The organism is Arthrobacter citreus (genome assembly GCF_038405225.1).
GTDB classification, from domain to species: domain Bacteria; phylum Actinomycetota; class Actinomycetes; order Actinomycetales; family Micrococcaceae; genus Arthrobacter_B; species Arthrobacter_B citreus_A.
Genome location: NZ_CP151657.1, coordinates 21,213 through 40,430, shown reverse-complemented (window position 1 = coordinate 40,430; position 19,218 = coordinate 21,213). Strand labels below are relative to the sequence as shown.

Here is a 19,218-nt window from a genome sequence, read left to right as displayed (position 1 = left end):
CAGGGCAACCCCGCAGGCTGCCCGCCTTTACCTACTCCGTGCAGCCGTCCGGGCAGCGCAGGGTTTTCGGATCCGAGGAGCAGTCGGCGCAGTACAGGGTCAGCTTCCGGCAGGACGGGTTGGAGCAGTTCTCGAACTTGCTCGTGGGCGCCTCGCAGCGCACGCAGGTTCCAATCGTGACGGCCTCGTCGGTGAACTCCGTATGCATTCGCTTGTCGAACACGTACAGCGAGCCCTCCCACAGTCCCTTGTCGCCGTAGGTCTCGCCGTAGCGGACAATGCCGCCCTGCATCTGGTAAACCTCTTTGAAGCCGCGGTTGACCATCAGCGAGGAAAGCACTTCGCAGCGGATCCCGCCGGTGCAGTAGGTGACCACGGGCTTGTCCTTGAGATCGTCGTACTTGCCCGAGTCCAGTTCGGCGATGAAGTCATGCGTGGTGGCCACATCGGGCACCACGGCTCCCTTGAACCGGCCAATCTGGGCCTCAAAGGCGTTGCGTCCGTCGAAGAAGACCACTTCCTCACCGCCGGCCTTCTTTTCCTCGACCAGCTCATGCAGCTGCTCCGGCCGCAGGTGCGTGCCGCCGCCCACCACGCCGCCGTCGTCGACCTTTAATTCGCCGGGAGCGCCGAAGCTCACAATCTCCTCGCGCACCTTGATGCTCAGGCGCGGGAAGTCCTCGGCACCGCCGTCGGAGTATTTGATGTCCATCTTCTTGAAGGCCGGGTACTCCCGGGTCGCCTTCACATACGCCTTGATGGCATCCAGGGGGCCGCCGACGGTTCCGTTAATGCCGTCGGGGGAAATCAGGATCCGCCCGCGGAGCCCGAGTTTTTCGCAGAGGGCGCGCTGCCACAGGCGCACCGCCTCCGGATCCGGCAGGGGCGTGAACGCGTAATACAAAACAATTCGATTCAAAGACACACATCAAGGGTAGACCGCGGCGGGACACTGTATTTCATCAGCACCCGTACCGTTCCCCTGCCTCCCCCGTTAGTGTTCATTCATGAGAGTGCTGAACGACGATTTGCTCGAGGCCTGGGTGACCGGCTGGGCCCAGGCCCGCGGTTACCAGACACGCCGGGAGGGCCGCTTCCCCTCCGCGTTCCTGCATGACAGGACCAATGACTGGGAGTACTTTGCGCTGGAACCCTCCCACGATGAGTTCGCGGCGCTCGCTTCCTCAGCGCGCAAGAGTCCGGAGCGTCTGTTCACCATCGTCACCAGCCGCACGAACGAGATCCACGGTGCCGCCCTGGTGCACGGATTAAACGTGCGCTCCGCGGATGAGGTGTTCATGTCCCTGGACATGAACGGCCAGGACATCGAAGATCCGGTCCCGCTTGACGGTTTCGAAGCCGAAACGATCCGCGGTGACAAGATCGGCACCGTCCTGGTCACGTCCAACGGCGAGCCGGCGGCCCGCGGCAGCGTTGCTGTGGTGGACGACCTCGCGGTTTATGACCGCATCATCACCGAACCCGGGTTCCGCCGCCGCGGGCTGGGCAGTTATGTCATGCGCGCCCTGACTGCGCTGGCCCTGGAGCACGACGTCGACGCCGGCCTGCTGGTGACCACCGCCGAAGGCCTGGAACTGTACCGGTATCTGGGCTGGGAAAACCTGGCCAGCGTGGTGATGTTCGAGCCGAGGCTGTAAGCGTTTCGTCCAACAGGGCATCCCTGCCGGCGGGAAGAATCCGCAGTTTCAGCCTGCGGCTGAGCAGCCGTGTTTAACGGCAGCGGTCCCGGCCTCCGGTGGGAGAATGACAAAGTGGCCTTACATGATTCCCTGATCCCCCTGCTCGGCTCCGGTGCCGACCCGGAACAGCTGGTCCATGTGCACGAAATACCCGCCCGCACGGCTGTTCCGGTGCCGTGGCCGGACTGGGCTCATCCCGACGTCGTGGCCGCCTATTCCCAGGTGGGCGTGCATGAGCCGTGGCGCCACCAGATTGAAGCGGCGCAGTCCGCCCACGCCGGGAACCACACGATCATTTCCACCGGCACCGCGTCCGGTAAGTCGCTGGCCTATCTGCTGCCGGTCCTGGATGAGATTCACCGCACCGCACTGGATGACCGGGTCACCCTGGAGCCAACCGGATCGGTGGCCCTGTATCTGGCGCCCACTAAGGCCCTGGCTGCGGACCAGCTTTCCGCCGTCAACGCCCTGAAGCTGCCCACCGTGCGTGCCGAAACGTACGACGGCGACACGGACCCGGGTGCCCGGCGCTGGATCCGGGACCACGCCAACCTGGTGCTGGCCAATCCCGACATGCTGCACTTTGGCGTGCTGCCCAACCATGCCTGGTGGGCGAGGTTCTTCCGCCGGCTCAAGTACGTCATCATCGACGAGGCCCACAGCTACCGCGGCGTGTTCGGTTCCAACGTCGCAAACCTGATGCGCCGGCTGCGGCGGATCTGCCGCTACTACGGGGCCAACCCGGTGTTCATCGGTGCTTCGGCCACCTCCGCTGATCCGGCGCAGTCCTTCGGCCGGCTCATCGGTGGCGAGGTGACCGCGGTGACCCGCGATGCCTCCCCGCACGGTGCCACCACGGTGGCGCTGTGGGAACCGCAGCTGACCGACATGAAAGGTGAAAACGGTGCCCGCTCCCGCCGGACGGTGATTGCCGAAACATCGGATTTGCTGGCTAACCTGGTGTCCGCGCAGGTCCGCACCATTGCCTTTATCAAGTCCCGGCGCGGCGCCGAAACCATAGCCTCCATCACCCGCCGGCTCCTGGACGAGGTGCATCCGTCACTGCCGGACCGGGTGGCCGCGTACCGGTCCGGCTACCTGCCGGAGGAACGGCGCGAGCTGGAGCGTCGGCTGCGCAGCGGTGAACTCCTGGGGATTTCCAGCACCTCAGCCCTGGAACTGGGGATTGACATTTCCGGGCTCGACGCCGTGCTGGTGGCCGGTTGGCCGGGCACCCGTGCGTCCCTGTTCCAGCAGATTGGCCGGGCCGGCCGTTCCGGGCAGGACGCGCTGGCCGCGTTTGTGGCCAGTGACGATCCGCTGGACACCTATCTGGTGCACCATCCGGAGGCGATCTTCGATATTTCCGTGGAAGCCACCGTCTTTGACCCGTCCAATCCCTATGTCCTGGGCCCGCACCTGTGCGCCGCGGCGGCGGAAATACCGCTGACCCCGGATGAGCGGGAGTTGTTCGGACCCACCGCCGCCGGGCTGCTGGACCAGCTGGTGGAACAGGGCTATCTGCGCCGCCGCCCATCGGGCTGGTTTTGGACCCACTCCGAGAGCGCCGCTGCCATGGTGAACCTGCGTGCCGCCGGCGGCGGACCCATCAACATTGTGGAATCCGACACCGGCATGCTGCTGGGCACCATGGATGCCCCGCAAAGCCAATACCAGGCCCATACCGGAGCGGTCTATGTCCACCAGGGACAGACGTTCATGGTGGATGAGCTCAATGAGGCGGACCACTGCGCCATGGTGACCCGCGGCAACCCCGAGTTTTACACCCAGGCCCGCGACATCACCCAAATTGAGGTCATGGAGACGGAGCGGACAACGCACTGGGGTGAAATCCAGGTCTGCTTCGGCACCGTCAAGGTCACCACACAGGTGGTCTCCTTCCAGCGCAAGGCCCTGATTTCGAACGAGATCCTGGGCGAGGAGCCGCTGGAGCTGGAGGCCAAGGAGCTGTTCACCAAGGCCGTGTGGTTTGTCATCGGTGAGCATCTGCTCACCGATGCGGGTTTGATCCCCGCCGATTTCCCCGGTGCGCTGCATGCCGCCGAACACGCGTCTATCGGAATGCTCCCGCTGATCGCCACCTCCGACCGCTGGGACATCGGCGGAGTGTCCACGGCACTGCACGCCGACACCGAGAAGCCGACCATTTTTGTGTACGACGGCCACCCCGGCGGAGCCGGATTCGCCGAGCGCGCCTACGAGGCCGCCGAACTGTGGCTGACCGCTACCCGGGATGCCATCCGCGCCTGTGAATGCGAGCGCGGCTGCCCGTCCTGTGTGCAGTCCCCCAAGTGCGGCAACAAGAACAATCCGCTGTCCAAGGCCGGGGCCGTGACACTGCTGCAGGTGCTGCTGGACTCCGCCCGCGGCCGGGATGCTGATCCGGCAGCGGCGTCAGCATCAGCGTCAGCCTCAGCGTCAGCAGCAGCGCCAGTTGGAGCCTTGCGGACTACCGGGCCTGCCGCCGGTCAGACCGGGCCCGCCGCCGGGTAGACCGGATCGCCCGTCCATCTCGCCGGACCATCCCGCCATTACCGGCGGCAGAACCGTTCACGGTGGCGGTCCCGCCCGGGCTTGCCCCGTTGCGGGCCACGGCAGCAGACGAAGCCCCACCTCGGTGCCCACCAGGACGCTCTGATCAGCGGTGTTGACCGCGCAACCGGTCAAAGCCGCGCCGTTGCGTGCCGCGACCTCCCCCGCCACCGCACAGGGGTCACCCGAACGGAGGCCCCGGACGGTGTCAGCAGCCGCCAGCGCGGAAAGATCTGCCGCGGTGGCGGACCTTTCGGCCGCCACCGCCGACTGCAGCAACAGCAGCACCGCTCCCAAGAGGATCAGCAGCAGCAGTCCCAATCCCAGGACCAGGACCGTGCCCGATCCGCGCTCACCGGGTTCTCTCCTCCCCCGCAGTCGCGTTCCTGTCCCACATGATCCCTTTCCCCGCCCACGCGACCTCACTGCATCTCTCCCTTCCTCACTCGCACCCACCGACTCATGGCGCCCTCCCCTACGGCAGGGATTCCGGAAGGGCCGCCGCCGAGGCGGAGAGCACCAGCGGCAGCCGGTCCAGCAGCGGGGCGGCAACAGCTGAGTCAACCTGCACGCGCAGCCAGTCTCCGTCCGCCGAAACCGATATTTGCGCTTCGGGTCCGGCAATACGCCGGGCGGCGGCCTCAGCCCCGGTGCTGTCTCCGCGCATGATCTCCCGTGCCGCCGCCCGAGCCCCTTCTTCCACCCGAAGCTGGGTGATTCCTGCGGCCACGCCGGTGAGCACCGCGGCCAAAAGCACAGCCACGGCCGGCAATCCCACCGCGAGTTCAGCGGTAACAGCGCCGCGCGAGGACCGGCCGTCCGGGTACTTCCGAACCATCCGCTAGCCCAGCGTGAGGGCGCTGCGGATCAGTCCCATCAGCAGTGACCGCACCTCGCCGCTGCCCAGCACGGCAACCAACAGGGCAGCAAACGCCACGGCAGCCAAGGTCCCCGTGTCGCGGTGTTCCCGCCATTCAGGTTCGTTGTCGAGGCCGCTTCGGAGGCTTGAGGGCTACCGGCAACCGTCGGGGCTGAATATTGAAGGAGGACACCTTGGGTAAATACACCGATACGTTTGTTAGGTTCGTCGAGCAGGCTAGTGACGCAGTGGCGTTTGAAGACAAGAGACTGGTTCCGGACGAGGTCAACGCTGAGCGCTTCCGTCGCCTCCGCGAGGCCGAGAAGCAACTTCTGGAGTTTCTCCCCTCCGAAACCGCTGCGAAGTCCTCCGATGCCGCACGGGAGGCCGCTCTGAACCAGCTTCGACCTCTGGATGCAGACTCAGTGGCGGTCGCGAACAACGAGTGGGCCAAAGTTCAGCAGCTGGAGGCAGCTGGCCGCTCTTTGGAAGTGCTGATTCGGGGAGGTGACCAGTTCCGGCTGGCAGCGATTCTCGACAAGTACCCGACGGTTCTTGAGGCCAGCCGGAAGGACGCCTCAGACATCGTGGCCGAAATTCAAGAGCGAGTGCTCACCCGCCTGGCTGAGCTAGACGACAGCAATGCGGTCAAGTACTCCGAGGCCAAACAGTCCGCGATGACTGACGCGGCATGGCGACGAGTCATGCTTGAAGCCACGAGCGGAGAGGGTGTGTCGTCGTACGAGGCAAGAGCGGGCGTGTCGCTGGCCGATCCGGTGGGATACCGTCGCTCTGCTCCTGCTTTTGACGAATTGGCTCGACTCCAGCGGGCAATTCGGGCCGTGCGTGATTTCGCCCGGTTCCAAGTCGTCGAGTAGACCCTCTTTGCCGCGCCGTTCCGGAGTTGCGCACCCTCCCCGGTGCCTGTTGGACTGATCCTGGTGTAACTCGGGTACTGGGGTCCTCCTCTAAAACTTAATAGCAACTCTGCCACCGGGCTAGGGCGAATAAGTCCCAGAACGCTACCGGTGGCAGAGCTGTGTCCGGACTGCTCCGACGCATGAGCAGGAAGGGTCGTGATTGTATAAATCTCGGAATCAGCACCTGCGCCACGGCGAGGTCGGACATCAAGATGCCGGTAAGAGGTTCCTAGCATGGCGATCCACCGATCCAGTCGGCGGATCGAACCAGGGGGCACTGGGCCACCAGTGACAAAGGTGCCGGGAGAAAAGCTCCCGGACCTGGCGAGAGCAATCCCCCATCTCGTTTCTTACCCAAGGAACGCCCATGCATAGCCACGTCCATTTCGAATCAGAACCTCTACCCCCAGCGTCATTCGAACGGCTCCTGCGGCTGCTGTTTTCCAACCCGGTCGAGACCGCCCAGGAGGAAGCCGCGTAATGGCCATCTCGGATGAAGGCCGACGCCGAATGAGCGAAGCCGCGAAGAACCAAATGTCCGATCCAGCAGCACGAGCCAAACTATCGGCCCTACACAAGAACCAACCCAACCTCGGTGCGCACAACACGAACCACCGCAACCGTGGTGTCGACAAATCTGGATGTCCCTGGTGCGACGCTGGACGTGACTCGGAAGCGACAGGACGAATGAGAATCCGGGACAGAACCGCTACGAACCTGCGGACCAACCTGATACCCAAGGTCGGCCAGCCGGAGGTGGACCAGACATGGTAAAGCTCCCAGCACCCGTAAACACCAAGAAACAACTGCAAGCAGCGCTGGACGCAGCATCCAAGGGTTATTTTGTCCTGCCAATGGAATTATCTAGCGGGCGCAAACGCCCGCTGGTGAAATGGCAAGAAGAATCCACTCGGGATGAATCCACCATCCGTGGCTGGTTCACCAAATGGCCCACCGCAGGTTACGGCATCGACACCGGCAAGTCCGAGCTGGTGGTCGTTGACCTAGACATCAAGGGAGGCAAGAACGGCGTCGTGGCGTGGGAGGAGCTGACCGAGGTACTCAACCTGCCTGACGCGTTCACCGTGCATACGACAACTGGGGGCCAGCACCGGTACTTCCGGGGCTCTCAGATTCGCAATAGCGCTGGAACGGTCGCTGAAGGCGTGGATATCCGGGGGCAGGGCGGTCTGGTCGTCGGCCCGGGGTCTGTCTTGGGCGGCAAGACGTACCGCGTCGACGCAGGGAGTCCGTTACCCCGGATCTCGGAGCTGCCTAAGGCACCTGAAGCCCTACTGGCACTCCTGACACCCAAGAAACGCAGCAAGGAGTCCCAAGAGCGGGAACACACAACGGGAATGCTGGCTCCTACGAGAACCCACACCGAGCCGGTGGGATCAGCAGCGGTTTACGCCGCGCTCGACCGCGAGCTGGCTTTAGTACGGGAAGCTCCAGAGGGGAAGCGCAATGACACTTTGAACCGGGCTGCAATGAACCTAGGTCAATTAGTCGGGGCTGACCTGTCAGAGACGCTCGTCCGAGAAGTCCTGGCCAGTGCAGCTAAGGCGGCGGGATTAGACCCCCAAGAGATACATCGGACCATTAGCTCAGGCCTGACCCGTGGAATAGATGATCCGCGAGCCAAGCTGACTGTGGACGAACACCACCGCAGACAAGTCCAGGAACAACTGCAGCGGCTGAAGGTCATGGACGAGGCGAAGCTCCTGTTCAAGCAGGAGCAGCAGTTGCGGGACTTCGAGCAGCCGCCGTCGATGCGCACACTTGCCGAGGAGTTGGAGCTTCCAGAAGAGGACGAACCCTGGTTGGTCGAAGGGTTGCTGCAAGCAGGAGGCAACCTCGTGATCGCTGCCGGATATAAAACGGGGAAGACCACGTTGGTGCAGAATCTGGTCCGCAGCCTGGTTAACGGCGAGCGGTTTCTCGGGGAGTTCAAAACCACACCGTTGGTCGGCAAGGTTGCGTTGTTCAACTTTGAACTGACCGAGGCGCAGCAAGTCCGTTGGCTCAGAGAATCCGGGATCACCGACACCAACGCAGTGATGTTGTCGCATCTTCGGGGTCGGCGCGGAATCCTCACCACCGATGCGGGCAAACAGTGGGTGGCGGAACAGTTGAAAGCCAATGAGGTGCAGGTATGGGTGATTGACCCGTTCGCCCGGGCCGCATCGGGATTGGACGAGAACAGCAACACCGATGTCGGTTTGTTCCTAGAGCATCTCGACGAGATCAAACGCCTGGCTAAGGTCTCGGAGTTGGTGCTCGTGACCCACACGGGACGAGGTAACCCTGATGAACCTGCGCGGGCCAGGGGTGCGACACGTTTGAATGACTGGGCGGATACCAACATGACGATGGTAAAGGATTCGCGGGGCAACAGGTCCATCGCGGCAGAAGGCCGCGATGTTTGGGTGGGTAAAACCCGCCTGGCCTACGACGTCACGATGCGCCGATTGTCAGTGCTGGGCGACGGCGAAGCTCCGGAACATCTGGAATTGGTGGAGCAGATATTCCAGTTCGTGAGGTCCTGCGAGCCAAATGGTGCCAGCGCACGGGATATACACGGAAGCGCTGAGTTGTCCGCAAGTAAGGACAGGAAGAACGCCGCGATCAAAGCTCTGACTGACTCTGGGCGGCTGACATTGAACGGGCCGATGAAGGGCGGAAGACCCACTTTCACGACATCGGGCCAGACCGTGCTTGCCTACTGATCCAGTGCGGCCAGCCGCATTGGAGCTGCGCTTGGCCGCACTGGGTGGTTGAGAGTGTGTCCGCGCAGTGCGGCGGTGCGGCTCCTCCCCGAAGGGGAGCCGTCACCCGCCGCGCCACACCCCACCTGCCGCAGTGAGTGCGGCTCCAATTCGGAACACCAAGGAGGTAAGGAAATGTTGGATCGGCAGCAGCGACTGGAGTTGGAGCGTATGAAACGCAAGATGGGCGACAGTTTCCCGAAAAGTCTGCAGGAACGGCTGGACCGTAACGCACGGATCCGGGCGTTGCTCCTGGAGGTTGATCGGTTAGACCGACAGGGGGCCGAGGGATGAATATTCCACGGAAGGCAGTCCGACCGCGCGCGCACGCGCGAGGTTCAGAACGGAGGATCTGTCTCCAAATGGGATTCAAGATGTGCACTGCGCTCTTCGCCTTTAGCGTCCGTCCAATGCACGTAAAAGTCTCTGCCGTCGGGGTCCAGATGAGCGTAGCGGGGCCTTACATCAAATTGGAGTTCGCTACCCTCGAACATTGGGTCCATGATCCCGCCGGTCACTGCGACACCATGGACAGCGGCTTTGACGTAGACATGCCTGACCGTGTCGCCCCGCAGGTGGTGCAGTCGCAGTCCCGCGTCATTGCCGGTGATGAACCATTCGGGGTCAATATCCGGGGCCTTGAAATCAACGCTGGCTTGTTTATTTCGTTCCTCAAGCTGCGAAGTCAGTTTGGCGATCTTGGCTCGGTCGTTCTGTTGCTTCCGACTAAAATCATTCAGCACATCGTTCATGAACTCTTTTTGCTGTCGGAGGTCATCGCGCTCCTTGCATGCGGCCTCCAGATCCGTTTGGCTCGCACTGGCCTTGGTATCCAGCTTATTGAGTCGAATTCTGGTTCTGACAAGGTTTGCTTCCAGCTCGTCACGTTCCATGGTCAGGGCCGCCAATTTTCGGTCCAACTGAACGTTCCTTGTTTCCGCCTCTTGGCGCTCATACCTGGCAACGTCCAGTTGGCTGCGGGCCGCTTGCAGCTCGATTTGTGTACCCCTGGCCTCGTTTTGAGCCTCCAACAGCTTGGCCCTCGTCGCTTCGTGGTCGTTTTTCCAGTCCTCGCGTTCCTGCCGCAGTTCATCAGTCTTGGTCTGGGCTTCAACGGGCTGGGTTCTGACATCCATTCGACCTTCCAGCGGGGTACGGAGCCTTTTCCATTTGTCCGTAGCCCAGAGCCAGACGCGCCGCAGCCAAATTTTCTTGGGTGCGGTTGCATGTTCCTTCTTGGCTTTTCGTTCCTTTCGGATATCAAGATAAATCGGCACCACGAGAGCGAGCGCACCGATTGCGAGCACGGCGAGGCTAATGAGCCCAGCGTTGCTCCGCGCGAACTGCTCAACCGGGGACAGTGTCACCTCCGGCGTCGGAGTCTGAAGAGCATAGTGGATCCAGATCATTTACGGCGTTCCCCTGACAGCCGGTCAGTGAGCCAGTCTCACGAACCAATTGGATTAAACCTTAGCGAGCATTCATGACAGTTCCTGTCCACCTTGGTTGCACACCGCACTGCCAGCCCCTGTACTGGGTGCTCATTCCGATGGCGTCTCCGTGGACCTCGGAGCAATGGGCCCGCCCGGAAGGCCCAAAACACCGCGTGAATACACAGAAGACCCCACCCGAGGCTGAGGAAATACCACCTCGGATGACGAGGCAGCCACAGACAACCGCTTCTGCGATTCACAGGGTTATCCACAGCACTAAACCACATTGTTAAGGTCCGAATTCACATGTTTTGCTGGAGGTTTTTGCACCAACAAACCCACCACATCAAAGAGGACACTGTGAACCGCGATAGATGCGTTCGACTCTCAGGCTACTTGCACATCTTCGAACCCTTGGCGCATAAGCCACGTCCATTCGTGGTCCCAAAGCCTGTAAACCCTTATGAAACGGAGACATACCGACCATGACCAACACCATCGTTGATTTCCGCCCTGAATATTGCTGCTGCGGGTGTGGTGGTAATACCAGCGGGAGGTTCAAGCCAGGGCATGACCGAAAACTGCGCGTTGCGCTCAAACACTGTCACCGTGCCGCATGCCCTGTCACGGTAAGGCTGGGAAGCACCCTCATACATGTCTCCGCACTGGAAGCAGCCTCCTACTTGACCACTTCTCGTTCTGATTGGCCCGCCGACGTGATCGCGGGGACCAGATGAATCAGCCACAGGTCAAACGGCCAAGGGCCGCATACTATCTGCGGGTGTCCACTGCCAGGCAGGTTGATGGCACCAGCCTGGACACGCAGCAAGCGTGGTGTCTAGCCCACATCGAAAGCAACGGATGGGAGGACACCGGCGGGTACATCGACGCCGGAGCCAGCGGTGCCAGTAACACCCGCCCAGAATGGGTGCGGCTGCTCAACGATGCCCGAGAAGGCAAGATCGACGTGGTGTTGGTATTCGACCTCGATCGGTTCACCCGCGACATGCTGCACGGGCTTCAAGCAACCCGGGATCTGCGGGATCTCGGAATCAAACTGATTGATGCGAAGGACCCAGCCACGGACGTTGCGAGCGCTGACCAGCAACTTATGACGGGTTTCCGACTACTGATCGCCCAGGAAGAGCGCCGCAAGATCGCTGAGCGTACTATTCGGGGCCAGCGCGCCAAACTGGAGCAGGGGCTCTGGCCAGGTGGTCAGCCGTCATACGGATGGAAGCTGGCGGGATCCCGCCGAACGGCACACCCTGTACCGGATGTTGCAGAACGGGAGACCTTGCGGCTGATGTACGACTGGCTTGTACGTGATGGCCTGAGTGTGGGACAGATCAGCGATCAACTGAATGATGCGGGAATAAAGTCCCGCAACGCGGGCCAATCTAAACATGGGGGCAAGTGGGGCCATGTAGTAGTGCGTCGCATACTGTCGAATCCCACCCTCCACACCGCCTCGTTCGTGTGGGGCGAACCGAAGGGCGGTTCGACAGATTCCCGCTCACATAAGACGAAGGTGGATCGGAACGGGCAGCCGCTGCACGGCAAACCCCGCATTATCGAGATGGGAAACCCGGTTTTCTCCCGGGGTGAGTTCAGGGCCATGCATCGGGCTCTGGCTCGCCACCCAAGGACAGGAACTGTCGCGGCCAAACAGGTCCGGCAGATGTTATCGACCAAGCTCTACGGGAGCTGCGGCAAGCACTACATCGGTGTACAGATCAAGGGCAAGGACTACGACGTCTACCGTTGCTCGGGGCGACGTTACAGGGGTCAGGGAGCCCAACGTTGCCAGTGCAAGCAAGTGAACGCGCAGAAGCTGGACTCACGTGTCTGGGCTGAGGTCGAGAGTTTATTGTCGGACCCTGGCCGGTTGACGGCTATGGCACGCCAATGGTTGGAGCTTGATGATGAACCTGACGCAGCCAGTGGGGAGACCGTGGCTCGTTCACTCACGGATCAGGTGCGAAAGTTGGAGCGTGCGTTGGAGCGCGCCAAAGATGCATTCTTGATGGAGGACGATCCTGAGGATGCACGGCTGCGGGTGGAACGTTTCCGAGGGGAACTTCAGGAGGCTCAACGAAAGCTGTTGGCCGTGCAATCGCTACGGCAAGACGCACTGGCCAAGGCCGAACGTTTGACGGATCTTGCGAAGTTGGCTGAGCGTGCCAGGGGGCGTTTGTCGTCAATGGATCCAGACCAGAGGCGGGAAGTCCTGGACCTGCTCGGCGTGAGTGTTGTCATGCAGGATGTGGTTGAATCGGTGCCGCTGGTGCTGACCGTCCACGGACAGGTTGACCCGCGAATGTTTGTAAGCGAACCGGAGCAAGCGAGTAACCCGGAGCATGGGGAGCAAGGTGGCAATGGCGTATTCCGCGGTTGCCATCCCCGCTTCCCGGTCGGCGAAGCTGTTCCGCAGCCGGTTCATCCTGCCGCCCTCAGGTGCCGGGCGGGGGCCGGGGAACGGCACGGCAGAGGATCCCGCCGGGCGGAGCACCGTCACCGTGGCGTACCCCAAGGATCCCGGCGGGACTTCCCCGCCCGTATGACACCGGCAGGTGCCAGCTGTGAGTGCGGCCCCTTCTTCGGCGCCGAAAGCCGGCGCCCCGGTAAAGCTGCGGCCGCGCTGGGCGGCAGTTACGGATCTGCTCAAGACAGACATGGTTTTCCTCCTGGAGTTGACTGGCTCATCTGCACCGCTTCCTCAGCGGTGTTCCGATCCTGTAACTGATCACCGGCCCGAAACAGGGGTCCGGCTGCCGTTCCGGATAACGCGCGCAGCCAAGTCGCTTGTGGAGGGACGGCCCGGCATTTGGGCCGAGGCATCACGGAAACGACGGCAGCAGTGACAGCAGCAGCGGCACCACGGTCAGGACAATAAACGCCGGCAACGCACACAAACCCAGTGGCACCACCAGCCTGACGCCCAGCGCTGCAGCGCGGCGTTCGGCCTCGCGGGAGCGTCGGCGGCGGAGCTGGGCTGCGGTGGCCAGTAGTACGGCGGCCGACGGCGCCCCGGTGGTGGCGACAAAGGTCAGCGCATCCCGAAGCTCGGCTGCGGGAGAACGCTTGACCCCGGCCCTGTTCGGGCGGGGGTATCCCGCCGGCAACCGTCCCGGCGGGTCAGCCCCCAAACGGGGTTCGGCCAGTTCCCACGCCACCGCCCAGGGGGCACCAAACTCCAGCGCGGACTGCACCCTCCGCAGGCATGAGGCGGTATGGGGGTCCACCACATCGGCCAGAATCCCCAGCGCCGGCAGCAGTGATTGGCCGGCCTCCAGCATGGCCGCCACAAGATCCAGCATCAGGGCGGGGTCCGCTATACCGGTGGCCGCACCGTCCGGCACCGGGACTTTGGACGCGGTGCGCCCGGCACGATCATCCGCAGAATGACCGGGCATTTGCGGCTGCAGCGGCCGGAGCAGCAGCCCGAAAGCGGCGGCCAGAAACAGGGCAACCAGGATTCCCGCCATCAGGCCCCGGCTGCCTGGCGCACGAGCGTTCGGGACCAAACCCGGCCCATCAGTGCCAGAGCCAGCCCGGCGGCGGCGGCCAGCCAGCCCAGCGGACTTCCGGCGAGGACAGCGAGCGGATCGGCACCTAAGACATAGCCCAGGGCCAAGCCACCCACCGGCAGCCAGGTCAGGAGCCGGACCGTTGCCCGGGGTCCCGCCATTGCCGTTTCGCGGGATGCCTGCTGGTCCAGGCCGCCCTCCAGCTGCGCGGCGTAACGGCCCAGGACCCCGGCCAGCGGAGCACCGCTGCGTTCCGAGACGCTCACGCAGGCGGCCAGTTCACTCCACAGCCTCTCCACCGACAGCTGATCGCCGGTGCCGCCGGCCCCTGGTGTGGCGGAATTTCGCCGGCCAGTCCGCGTCGGGCGGCTTGAGGCCGCGGCTGACCGGAACACCGGCACGGGACTGAGGCCCAGGGAAGCCGCCTGGGCTGCAGCTTCCAGGACAGGCAACAGCCGTCCCGCGAGCGGCCGCCTCGGATCGGAGCCGGCGGCACCGGCGGTCCCGCCGCCGTCCCGCTGCAGGGCAGCGGCATCGGCCCACAACTGATGCGGAGCCCTGCCCGCCGCGAGCAAACCGGTGAGCTGGTGGAGCAGCAGGGGAAGATCCTGAAGCTCCGGACCGGGGCGGGACTGGCACGGCCCAGAGGTCAGGTGGAACTGTTTCCGGCCGGCGGTTTGGCGGGGCTGCCGTCGGCGCAGGCCGCCAAGCTCCGCAGAAAGCTGGGATGATGAACCCGAACGCGGCGTCAACAGAAGCGCCGATACGAACAGCAGCACTGTGATCAGTACGCCGGTCACGGGACAAACGCTTCCTTCCCAACGGGCGGGGACGCGCTTGGGATGTGTCCAGCCAGCCGTTCCTGCAGTCCCGGCCAGCCTGGACCATACCGGCCGGCGGCATCCGGAGACACCAGCGGCAGCAACGCCGGCACGGTCAGCAGCCGCCCGTCGGACGCAACGGTGAGCACAGCGATCTCGGCCACGCTCCGGCCGGCTGCCCCGCGGGCAAGATGCACCACCACATCCAGGGCACTGGCGGCTTGCAGGCTAACAGCCGTGCTGTTCATCCCGGCCAATGCACCGAGTGCGGCCAGGCGTGCCGGCAGGCTGGCTGCGGAGTTGGCGTGGATGGTGCCGCCGGCGCCGTCATGCCCGGTGTTCATGGCCGCCAGCAGCTCCCGGACCTCTGCCCCGCGGCACTCACCAACAACCAGCCGATCCGGCCTCATCCGCAGTGCCTGCCTCACGAGCTCGGCCAGGTCCACCGAGCCGCTGCCCTCCACGTTTCCATGCCGGCTCTGCAGTCCCACAACATGGGGATGCCGTGGATCCAGCTCCGCGGCATCTTCGACCAGGACCAGCCGTTCCCCTGGATCGCTCAGCGACAGCAGCGTGGACAGCAGTGTGGTTTTCCCGGTTCCAGTGGCACCGCTGATCAGGAAATTCAGTCTGGACGCCACCAGCCGCCGCAGCACGGAGGCGGTTTCGGGGTCCACTGTCCCGCCGGCCTGCAGTTCCTCCAAGGTGAACGTCTGCGTGCGACGGATCCGGATAGACAGGAGGGTGGAACCGGTGGAGACCGGCCGAAGAACGGCATGTACCCGGTAACCGCGCAGTTGTACATCAACACAGGGGTTGGAGTCGTCCAGGCGGCGCCCTCCGGCCGCAACGAGCCGTGCGGCGAGGGCCTGGACCTCCGTGTCGGATCCAAACCGGATTCCGGTCAGTTCCAGGCCGTGGCCGCTGTCCACCCAGACGCGGTCCGGACCGTTGACGAGAATGTCGCTGATGCCGGGGAGCAGAGCCAGTTCCTGCAGGGGACCCAGCCCCTGCAGTTCTGCCTGCACCCGGTCCACCGCGCGCAGCGCTCCCTCGGCGCCCAGCAGCCTGCCGCTGGAATGGATGGCGGCGGCCAACCGGGCCGCGGTAACGGGTTCTCCTTCCTCGAGCATCTGCCGGCGCACCTGCCGAATCATGGGAGCGTCGCCGGACCGGGGCTCCTGCGCCACTTCCGGACGCGCGGCACGCCGACCCTGGGGGCTCATGGGCGTTCACCCGCGTTGGAAAGGGCGGACTCGGGCAGTTCGGACGCGAGCTGCCGAACCAGATGCCCGGTCAGGCGCCGGATACTGGCCCGGCGCCCCCGTTCCAGCAGCAGCCCGCGTGCTTCCGAATGTTCCAAGTGACGCACCGCGGGAAGGTAACCGGCCAGCGGAAGCCCCACGATGCCGGCCGCACGGGCATCATCCAGACCGTCACCCAAGGGCCCCCTGACCACCACTGCCTGCGGAACGGCACCCAGGCTGCGGTGCAGGGACCGGGCAGCGAGCACCGGACGAAGACGGCCCGGAACCACCAGCAGCACGGCATCACAGGAGGAGAGCAGCTGCCCGGACCGGTGCCGGGCGCAGTCCACCACGGTCAGGGCAAAGCCCGCCCGGGCGGCGTCCATAACCGCCCGGGTGCTCTCCTCTGCCGGCTCCCGCATGTTGTCCAGGTCAGCATCTGCCGCTGCGGCGGCCGCCGCAGTCTCGGGCACCGCAGGGCCGGGTCTCGTTCCTGAGGCGCCGGACAGCAGCGCGAAGCCGGATACCTGAGGCAGGGCAGACACCAATTGCACCGGATTCAGCGATCCACGGACGTCCGCCAGATCAGGCCAGCGAATGCCGGGAATATCACCACTGGCGAGGCTGGCGTCGAGCCCGCCGCCATGAGGGTCCCCGTCCACCAGCAGGGTTGCCACTCCCTGTTCCGCGGCTTCATGGGCGAGCCAGCACGAGAGGCTGGAGGCCCCCGCACCGCCGCAGCCTCCCATCACACCCAAAACGTAGCCCGCCGACAGGCCGCGCCGGCGGCTCAGGTATTCGGCCAGCCAGCCGGAGGCCGCCGGCAACACGGCCACCCGCACGGAATCCAACCTTGCCGCCGCTTCCCACACCCCGGTGTCCTCTCCCGTGCCCACCAGTATTGTTTCGGCCCGGTGCCGCTCCGGCCCGCCATGACGGAACCGTCCGGGCAGCTCTGTACCGGCCGCGTCGATACCGAGCAGCAGCACCTCGGGGTTCCGCCCGAGGCGGATCCAGTGTCCGCGACGACTTCCAGGTCCAGTCCGGCCGCTGCCGCAACTCTGGACACCTCGTCCTGCAGCCGCTGGGAACGGCTGACCAGAATGACCGGTGTTTGGGTTTCGCCGCCGTGGGCATCACGGCCGGCGGCTCGGCCCGCAGCTGCCCGGGAACCAGCCCGCCGCCGGGTACGGAACGCCCGGCGCCCCTCCGCCGCACCAGTACCAGTAGCCAAAACCGACCCCGGCGGGGGCGAAGGACCGGACCCCGGTTCCGTGCTGCCCTCTTCTGTCCGTGCTGGCCGGGACGCGCCCAGCCGCTCGGCGAATCCCTCCGGACCCCCGTTGTGCCGGTGCACGCCTTCCCATCCCGGCGTCCCTGGAACAGCCAGATCCTCCGGCACCACCGGCCCGGCATCTTCCTCCGCCCACCTTGGCACGGCATCGCTGCGGGGTTTGGCTGCGGGTACCCACAGCTGATCGTTTCTCATGTGCCCAGCGTCCCCAGCCAGTGGCGTGCATGCACGGCGTATCGGTCCGTTTGGGGACAACCTGCGGTGCCGCGGGCGGATGTGGAGGACAGAGCGGTTGAAGAGGACCGCGGATGTGGAGGACAGGACGGATGATAAGGACAGACAAGCCCGCACCTGCCAGCAGGGACAATGGAAGCATGTACGTTGTCCTCACCCCGGCCGGTCCCGGCCCCGCCGCCGGTTCCCTGCAGCTGCAGGAGACAGACGACGCCGGTCAGCCCGCCGCAGCCCCCGCCGTCGTCGTGCCCTCCCTGCTCGCTGCCGTGGTGGGTGACTATGAGGACCGCCCCGTGAACGTCCGCTGGGTATTTTCCAGCACCCGCGACGTGTATCCGCAGCTGCTGAGCGCCGGTGTGCACGTTGAACGCAGCCACGATTTGGCCCTGGTCCGCGGCATCCTGCGCTTTTCCGAAGCAGCCCCGCCCTCCCCTTATATTGAGGCGCTGCGCGCCGGGGCGCCCGAGGGTGATGCTGACCTGCTTCCCCGCCAGCTGCTGCCGGTCCAGCCTGCCCCGAACCAGAGCTCACTCTTCGAGGAACTGGAGGGCTTCGATGACCCAGCCGCCCGCCGCGGTCCCTCCCTCGAAGACCAGGTAACCGAACTGCAGGCCCAGCTCGCCGCAGTTGCCGCTTCCCCGTCACGGCAGGGACTCGCACTGCTGCTCGCCGCCGAATCCGCCGGCGGGCTGATTGCGGTGGAAATGGAGCATGCGGGTCTGCCGTGGCGGCGCGACATCCACGAGGCCATGCTGGAACAGGAGTTGGGTCCGCGCCCGCCCGAGGGGCAGCGCCCGGTCCGGCTGGAACAGCTGGCCGCGGAGCTGCGCGAAAAACTGGGCAACCCCGGGTTCAACCCGGACTCCCCGCAGGAACTGCTGCGCGCCCTGCACCGGGCCGGCATCGAAGTGAAGACCACCCGGTCCTGGGAGCTGGAGCAGCACGAGCACCCCGCCATCGCGCCGCTGCTCGAATACAAGCGGCTATCCCGGCTGCTCAGCGCCAACGGCTGGACCTGGCTGGACGCCTGGGTGTCGGACGGCCGGTTCCGCCCGGAGTATGTGGTGGGCGGCGTGGTGTCCGGCCGCTGGGCCTCACGCGGCGGCGGCGCGCTGCAGATCCCGCGCTTTGTGCGCGACGCCGTCCGCCCGGATCCGGGGCACAAACTGATTGTCGCCGACGCCGCGCAGCTCGAACCGCGGGTCCTGGCAGCCCTGGGCCGGGACAACGCGCTTGCCGCCGCGGCCCGCGGCAAAGATCTGTATCAGGGCATCGCTGACCAGAACTTCAATGGCGACCGGGCGCAGGCCAAAATGGCGATGCTCGGCGCCATGTACGGGGCCACGTCCGGTGAAGCGGGTCGGCTGATGCCGGCTCTTACCCGTTCGTATCCGCAGGCGATAGACGTCGTCGAGCGCGGTGCCCGCGCCGGCGAGGCCGGAAAAGTGGTCACCAGCCATTTGGGACGCAGCACGCCCCCGGTGTCCGAGCGCTGGCTGCGGTCCCAGCAGACAGCCTCCGCCGAAGAGCAGCGCCGCGCCGATTCGCTGGCCCGGTCGCAGGGCAGGTTCACCCGCAACTTCGTGGTGCAGTCCACGGCGGCGGAATGGGCCCTGTGCTGGCTGGCCGAAATACGACGCCGGCTGCGGGCGGCATCGGTGTCCGCACCGGCCGGGGAACTGGTGTTTTTCCTGCACGACGAGGTAATGCTGCACGTGCCGCAATCCAGGGCTGCGGAGGTCTCGGCACTGGTGACGGACGCGGCTGCGGCCGCGACCCGGCTGCTGTTCGGATCCATTCCGCTGGAGTTCCCGGTGGTCGCCGTGACCGTTGATTCCTACGCCCAGGCCAAGTAGCCG

Annotated in this window: 15 protein-coding genes; 6 read left to right on the top strand and 9 right to left on the bottom strand. The window is 64.7% G+C overall.

All coding sequences use genetic code 11. The annotated features are described in order from the left end of the window. Positions 1–31 precede the first annotated feature (31 nt). Complete coding sequence (locus AAE021_RS00175; protein WP_342023694.1) at positions 32–925, bottom strand: rhodanese-related sulfurtransferase; 894 nt, start codon at positions 923–925, stop codon at positions 32–34. 82 nt (positions 926–1,007) lie between these two features. Between AAE021_RS00175 and AAE021_RS00170 the strand changes: the two genes are divergently transcribed. Together AAE021_RS00170 and AAE021_RS00165 are read left to right on the top strand one after the other, a co-directional pair. Beyond that, positions 1,008–1,658: a GNAT family N-acetyltransferase gene (locus tag AAE021_RS00170; protein ID WP_342023693.1), complete on the top strand. Its 651-nt coding sequence runs from the start codon at positions 1,008–1,010 to the stop codon at positions 1,656–1,658. 114 nt (positions 1,659–1,772) lie between these two features. Next, positions 1,773–4,214, top strand: coding sequence for a DEAD/DEAH box helicase (locus AAE021_RS00165; protein WP_342023692.1), 2,442 nt, complete (start codon positions 1,773–1,775; stop codon positions 4,212–4,214). Between the two features lie 57 nt (positions 4,215–4,271). Here the strand turns inward: AAE021_RS00165 and AAE021_RS00160 are convergent, their stop codons facing one another. The 3 genes from AAE021_RS00160 to AAE021_RS00150 all read right to left on the bottom strand — a co-directional run bounded on the left by AAE021_RS00160 (position 4,272) and on the right by AAE021_RS00150 (position 5,190). Then, entirely contained in the window at positions 4,272–4,574 is a 303-nt protein-coding gene (locus AAE021_RS00160) for an Rv3654c family TadE-like protein (RefSeq protein WP_342023691.1), read from the bottom strand. A gap of 154 nt (positions 4,575–4,728) precedes the next feature. After that, positions 4,729–5,091, bottom strand: coding sequence for a TadE family type IV pilus minor pilin (locus tag AAE021_RS00155; RefSeq protein WP_342023690.1), 363 nt, complete (start codon positions 5,089–5,091; stop codon positions 4,729–4,731). A gap of 3 nt (positions 5,092–5,094) precedes the next feature. Then, positions 5,095–5,190 (bottom strand): DUF4244 domain-containing protein, encoded by a 96-nt coding sequence (locus AAE021_RS00150; RefSeq protein ID WP_342023689.1) that lies wholly within the window; start codon positions 5,188–5,190, stop codon positions 5,095–5,097. A 116-nt stretch (positions 5,191–5,306) separates the two neighbouring features. Here AAE021_RS00150 and AAE021_RS00145 point away from each other — a divergent pair, with 116 nt between their 5' ends. Both AAE021_RS00145 and AAE021_RS00140 read left to right on the top strand, forming a co-directional pair. After that, on the top strand, positions 5,307–5,990 hold the full coding sequence (locus AAE021_RS00145) for a hypothetical protein (RefSeq protein WP_342023688.1): 684 nt from the start codon (positions 5,307–5,309) through the stop codon (positions 5,988–5,990). Between the two features lie 809 nt (positions 5,991–6,799). Continuing rightward, entirely contained in the window at positions 6,800–8,761 is a 1,962-nt protein-coding gene (locus AAE021_RS00140; RefSeq protein WP_342023687.1) for a bifunctional DNA primase/polymerase, read from the top strand. A gap of 377 nt (positions 8,762–9,138) precedes the next feature. Here AAE021_RS00140 and AAE021_RS00135 read toward each other — a convergent pair whose 3' ends face one another. Beyond that, positions 9,139–10,209 carry a hypothetical protein gene (locus tag AAE021_RS00135; RefSeq protein WP_342023686.1) on the bottom strand — a complete coding sequence of 357 codons (1,071 nt, stop codon included), beginning with the start codon at positions 10,207–10,209 and terminating at the stop codon, positions 9,139–9,141. 757 nt (positions 10,210–10,966) lie between these two features. Between AAE021_RS00135 and AAE021_RS00130 the strand changes: the two genes are divergently transcribed. After that, a complete protein-coding gene (locus tag AAE021_RS00130; protein WP_342023685.1) occupies positions 10,967–12,979 on the top strand; it encodes a recombinase family protein in 2,013 nt (670 codons plus the stop codon). 94 nt (positions 12,980–13,073) lie between these two features. Here the strand turns inward: AAE021_RS00130 and AAE021_RS00125 are convergent, their stop codons facing one another. Genes AAE021_RS00125 through AAE021_RS00110 form a run of 4 tightly spaced genes read right to left on the bottom strand, consistent with a single transcriptional unit; the run spans position 13,074 to position 16,727 of the window. After that, positions 13,074–13,721: a type II secretion system F family protein gene (locus AAE021_RS00125; RefSeq protein ID WP_342023684.1), complete on the bottom strand. Its 648-nt coding sequence runs from the start codon at positions 13,719–13,721 to the stop codon at positions 13,074–13,076. Beyond that, entirely contained in the window at positions 13,721–14,563 is an 843-nt protein-coding gene (locus tag AAE021_RS00120; RefSeq protein WP_342023683.1) for a hypothetical protein, read from the bottom strand. The genes AAE021_RS00125 and AAE021_RS00120 overlap by 1 nt, the downstream gene beginning before the upstream one ends. After that, the gene (locus AAE021_RS00115) at positions 14,560–15,810 is read right to left on the bottom strand and encodes a TadA family conjugal transfer-associated ATPase (protein WP_342023682.1); all 1,251 of its coding nucleotides are present in this window, start codon (positions 15,808–15,810) and stop codon (positions 14,560–14,562) included. Before AAE021_RS00115 ends, AAE021_RS00120 begins: the two co-directional genes overlap by 4 nt. Beyond that, positions 15,807–16,727 carry a hypothetical protein gene (locus AAE021_RS00110; RefSeq protein ID WP_342023681.1) on the bottom strand — a complete coding sequence of 307 codons (921 nt, stop codon included), beginning with the start codon at positions 16,725–16,727 and terminating at the stop codon, positions 15,807–15,809. The genes AAE021_RS00115 and AAE021_RS00110 overlap by 4 nt, the downstream gene beginning before the upstream one ends. 772 nt (positions 16,728–17,499) lie before the next feature. Between AAE021_RS00110 and AAE021_RS00105 the strand changes: the two genes are divergently transcribed. After that, positions 17,500–19,215, top strand: coding sequence for a bifunctional 3'-5' exonuclease/DNA polymerase (locus AAE021_RS00105; RefSeq protein WP_342023680.1), 1,716 nt, complete (start codon positions 17,500–17,502; stop codon positions 19,213–19,215). The last annotated feature ends 3 nt before the right edge of the window (positions 19,216–19,218 follow it).

Bases quoted from the DNA above. Each gene is read 5' to 3' on its own strand.
- AAE021_RS00115 (WP_342023682.1), bottom strand. From the start codon at position 15,810: ATGAGCCCCCAGGGTCGGCGTGCCGCGCGTCCGGAAGTGGCGCAGGAG.
- AAE021_RS00135 (WP_342023686.1), bottom strand. From the start codon at position 10,209: ATGATCTGGATCCACTATGCTCTTCAGACTCCGACGCCGGAGGTGACA.
- AAE021_RS00125 (WP_342023684.1), bottom strand. From the start codon at position 13,721: ATGGCGGGAATCCTGGTTGCCCTGTTTCTGGCCGCCGCTTTCGGGCTG.
- AAE021_RS00130 (WP_342023685.1), top strand. From the start codon at position 10,967: ATGAATCAGCCACAGGTCAAACGGCCAAGGGCCGCATACTATCTGCGG.
- AAE021_RS00155 (WP_342023690.1), bottom strand. From the start codon at position 5,091: ATGGTTCGGAAGTACCCGGACGGCCGGTCCTCGCGCGGCGCTGTTACC.
- AAE021_RS00140 (WP_342023687.1), top strand. From the start codon at position 6,800: ATGGTAAAGCTCCCAGCACCCGTAAACACCAAGAAACAACTGCAAGCA.
- AAE021_RS00105 (WP_342023680.1), top strand. From the start codon at position 17,500: ATGTACGTTGTCCTCACCCCGGCCGGTCCCGGCCCCGCCGCCGGTTCC.
- AAE021_RS00170 (WP_342023693.1), top strand. From the start codon at position 1,008: ATGAGAGTGCTGAACGACGATTTGCTCGAGGCCTGGGTGACCGGCTGG.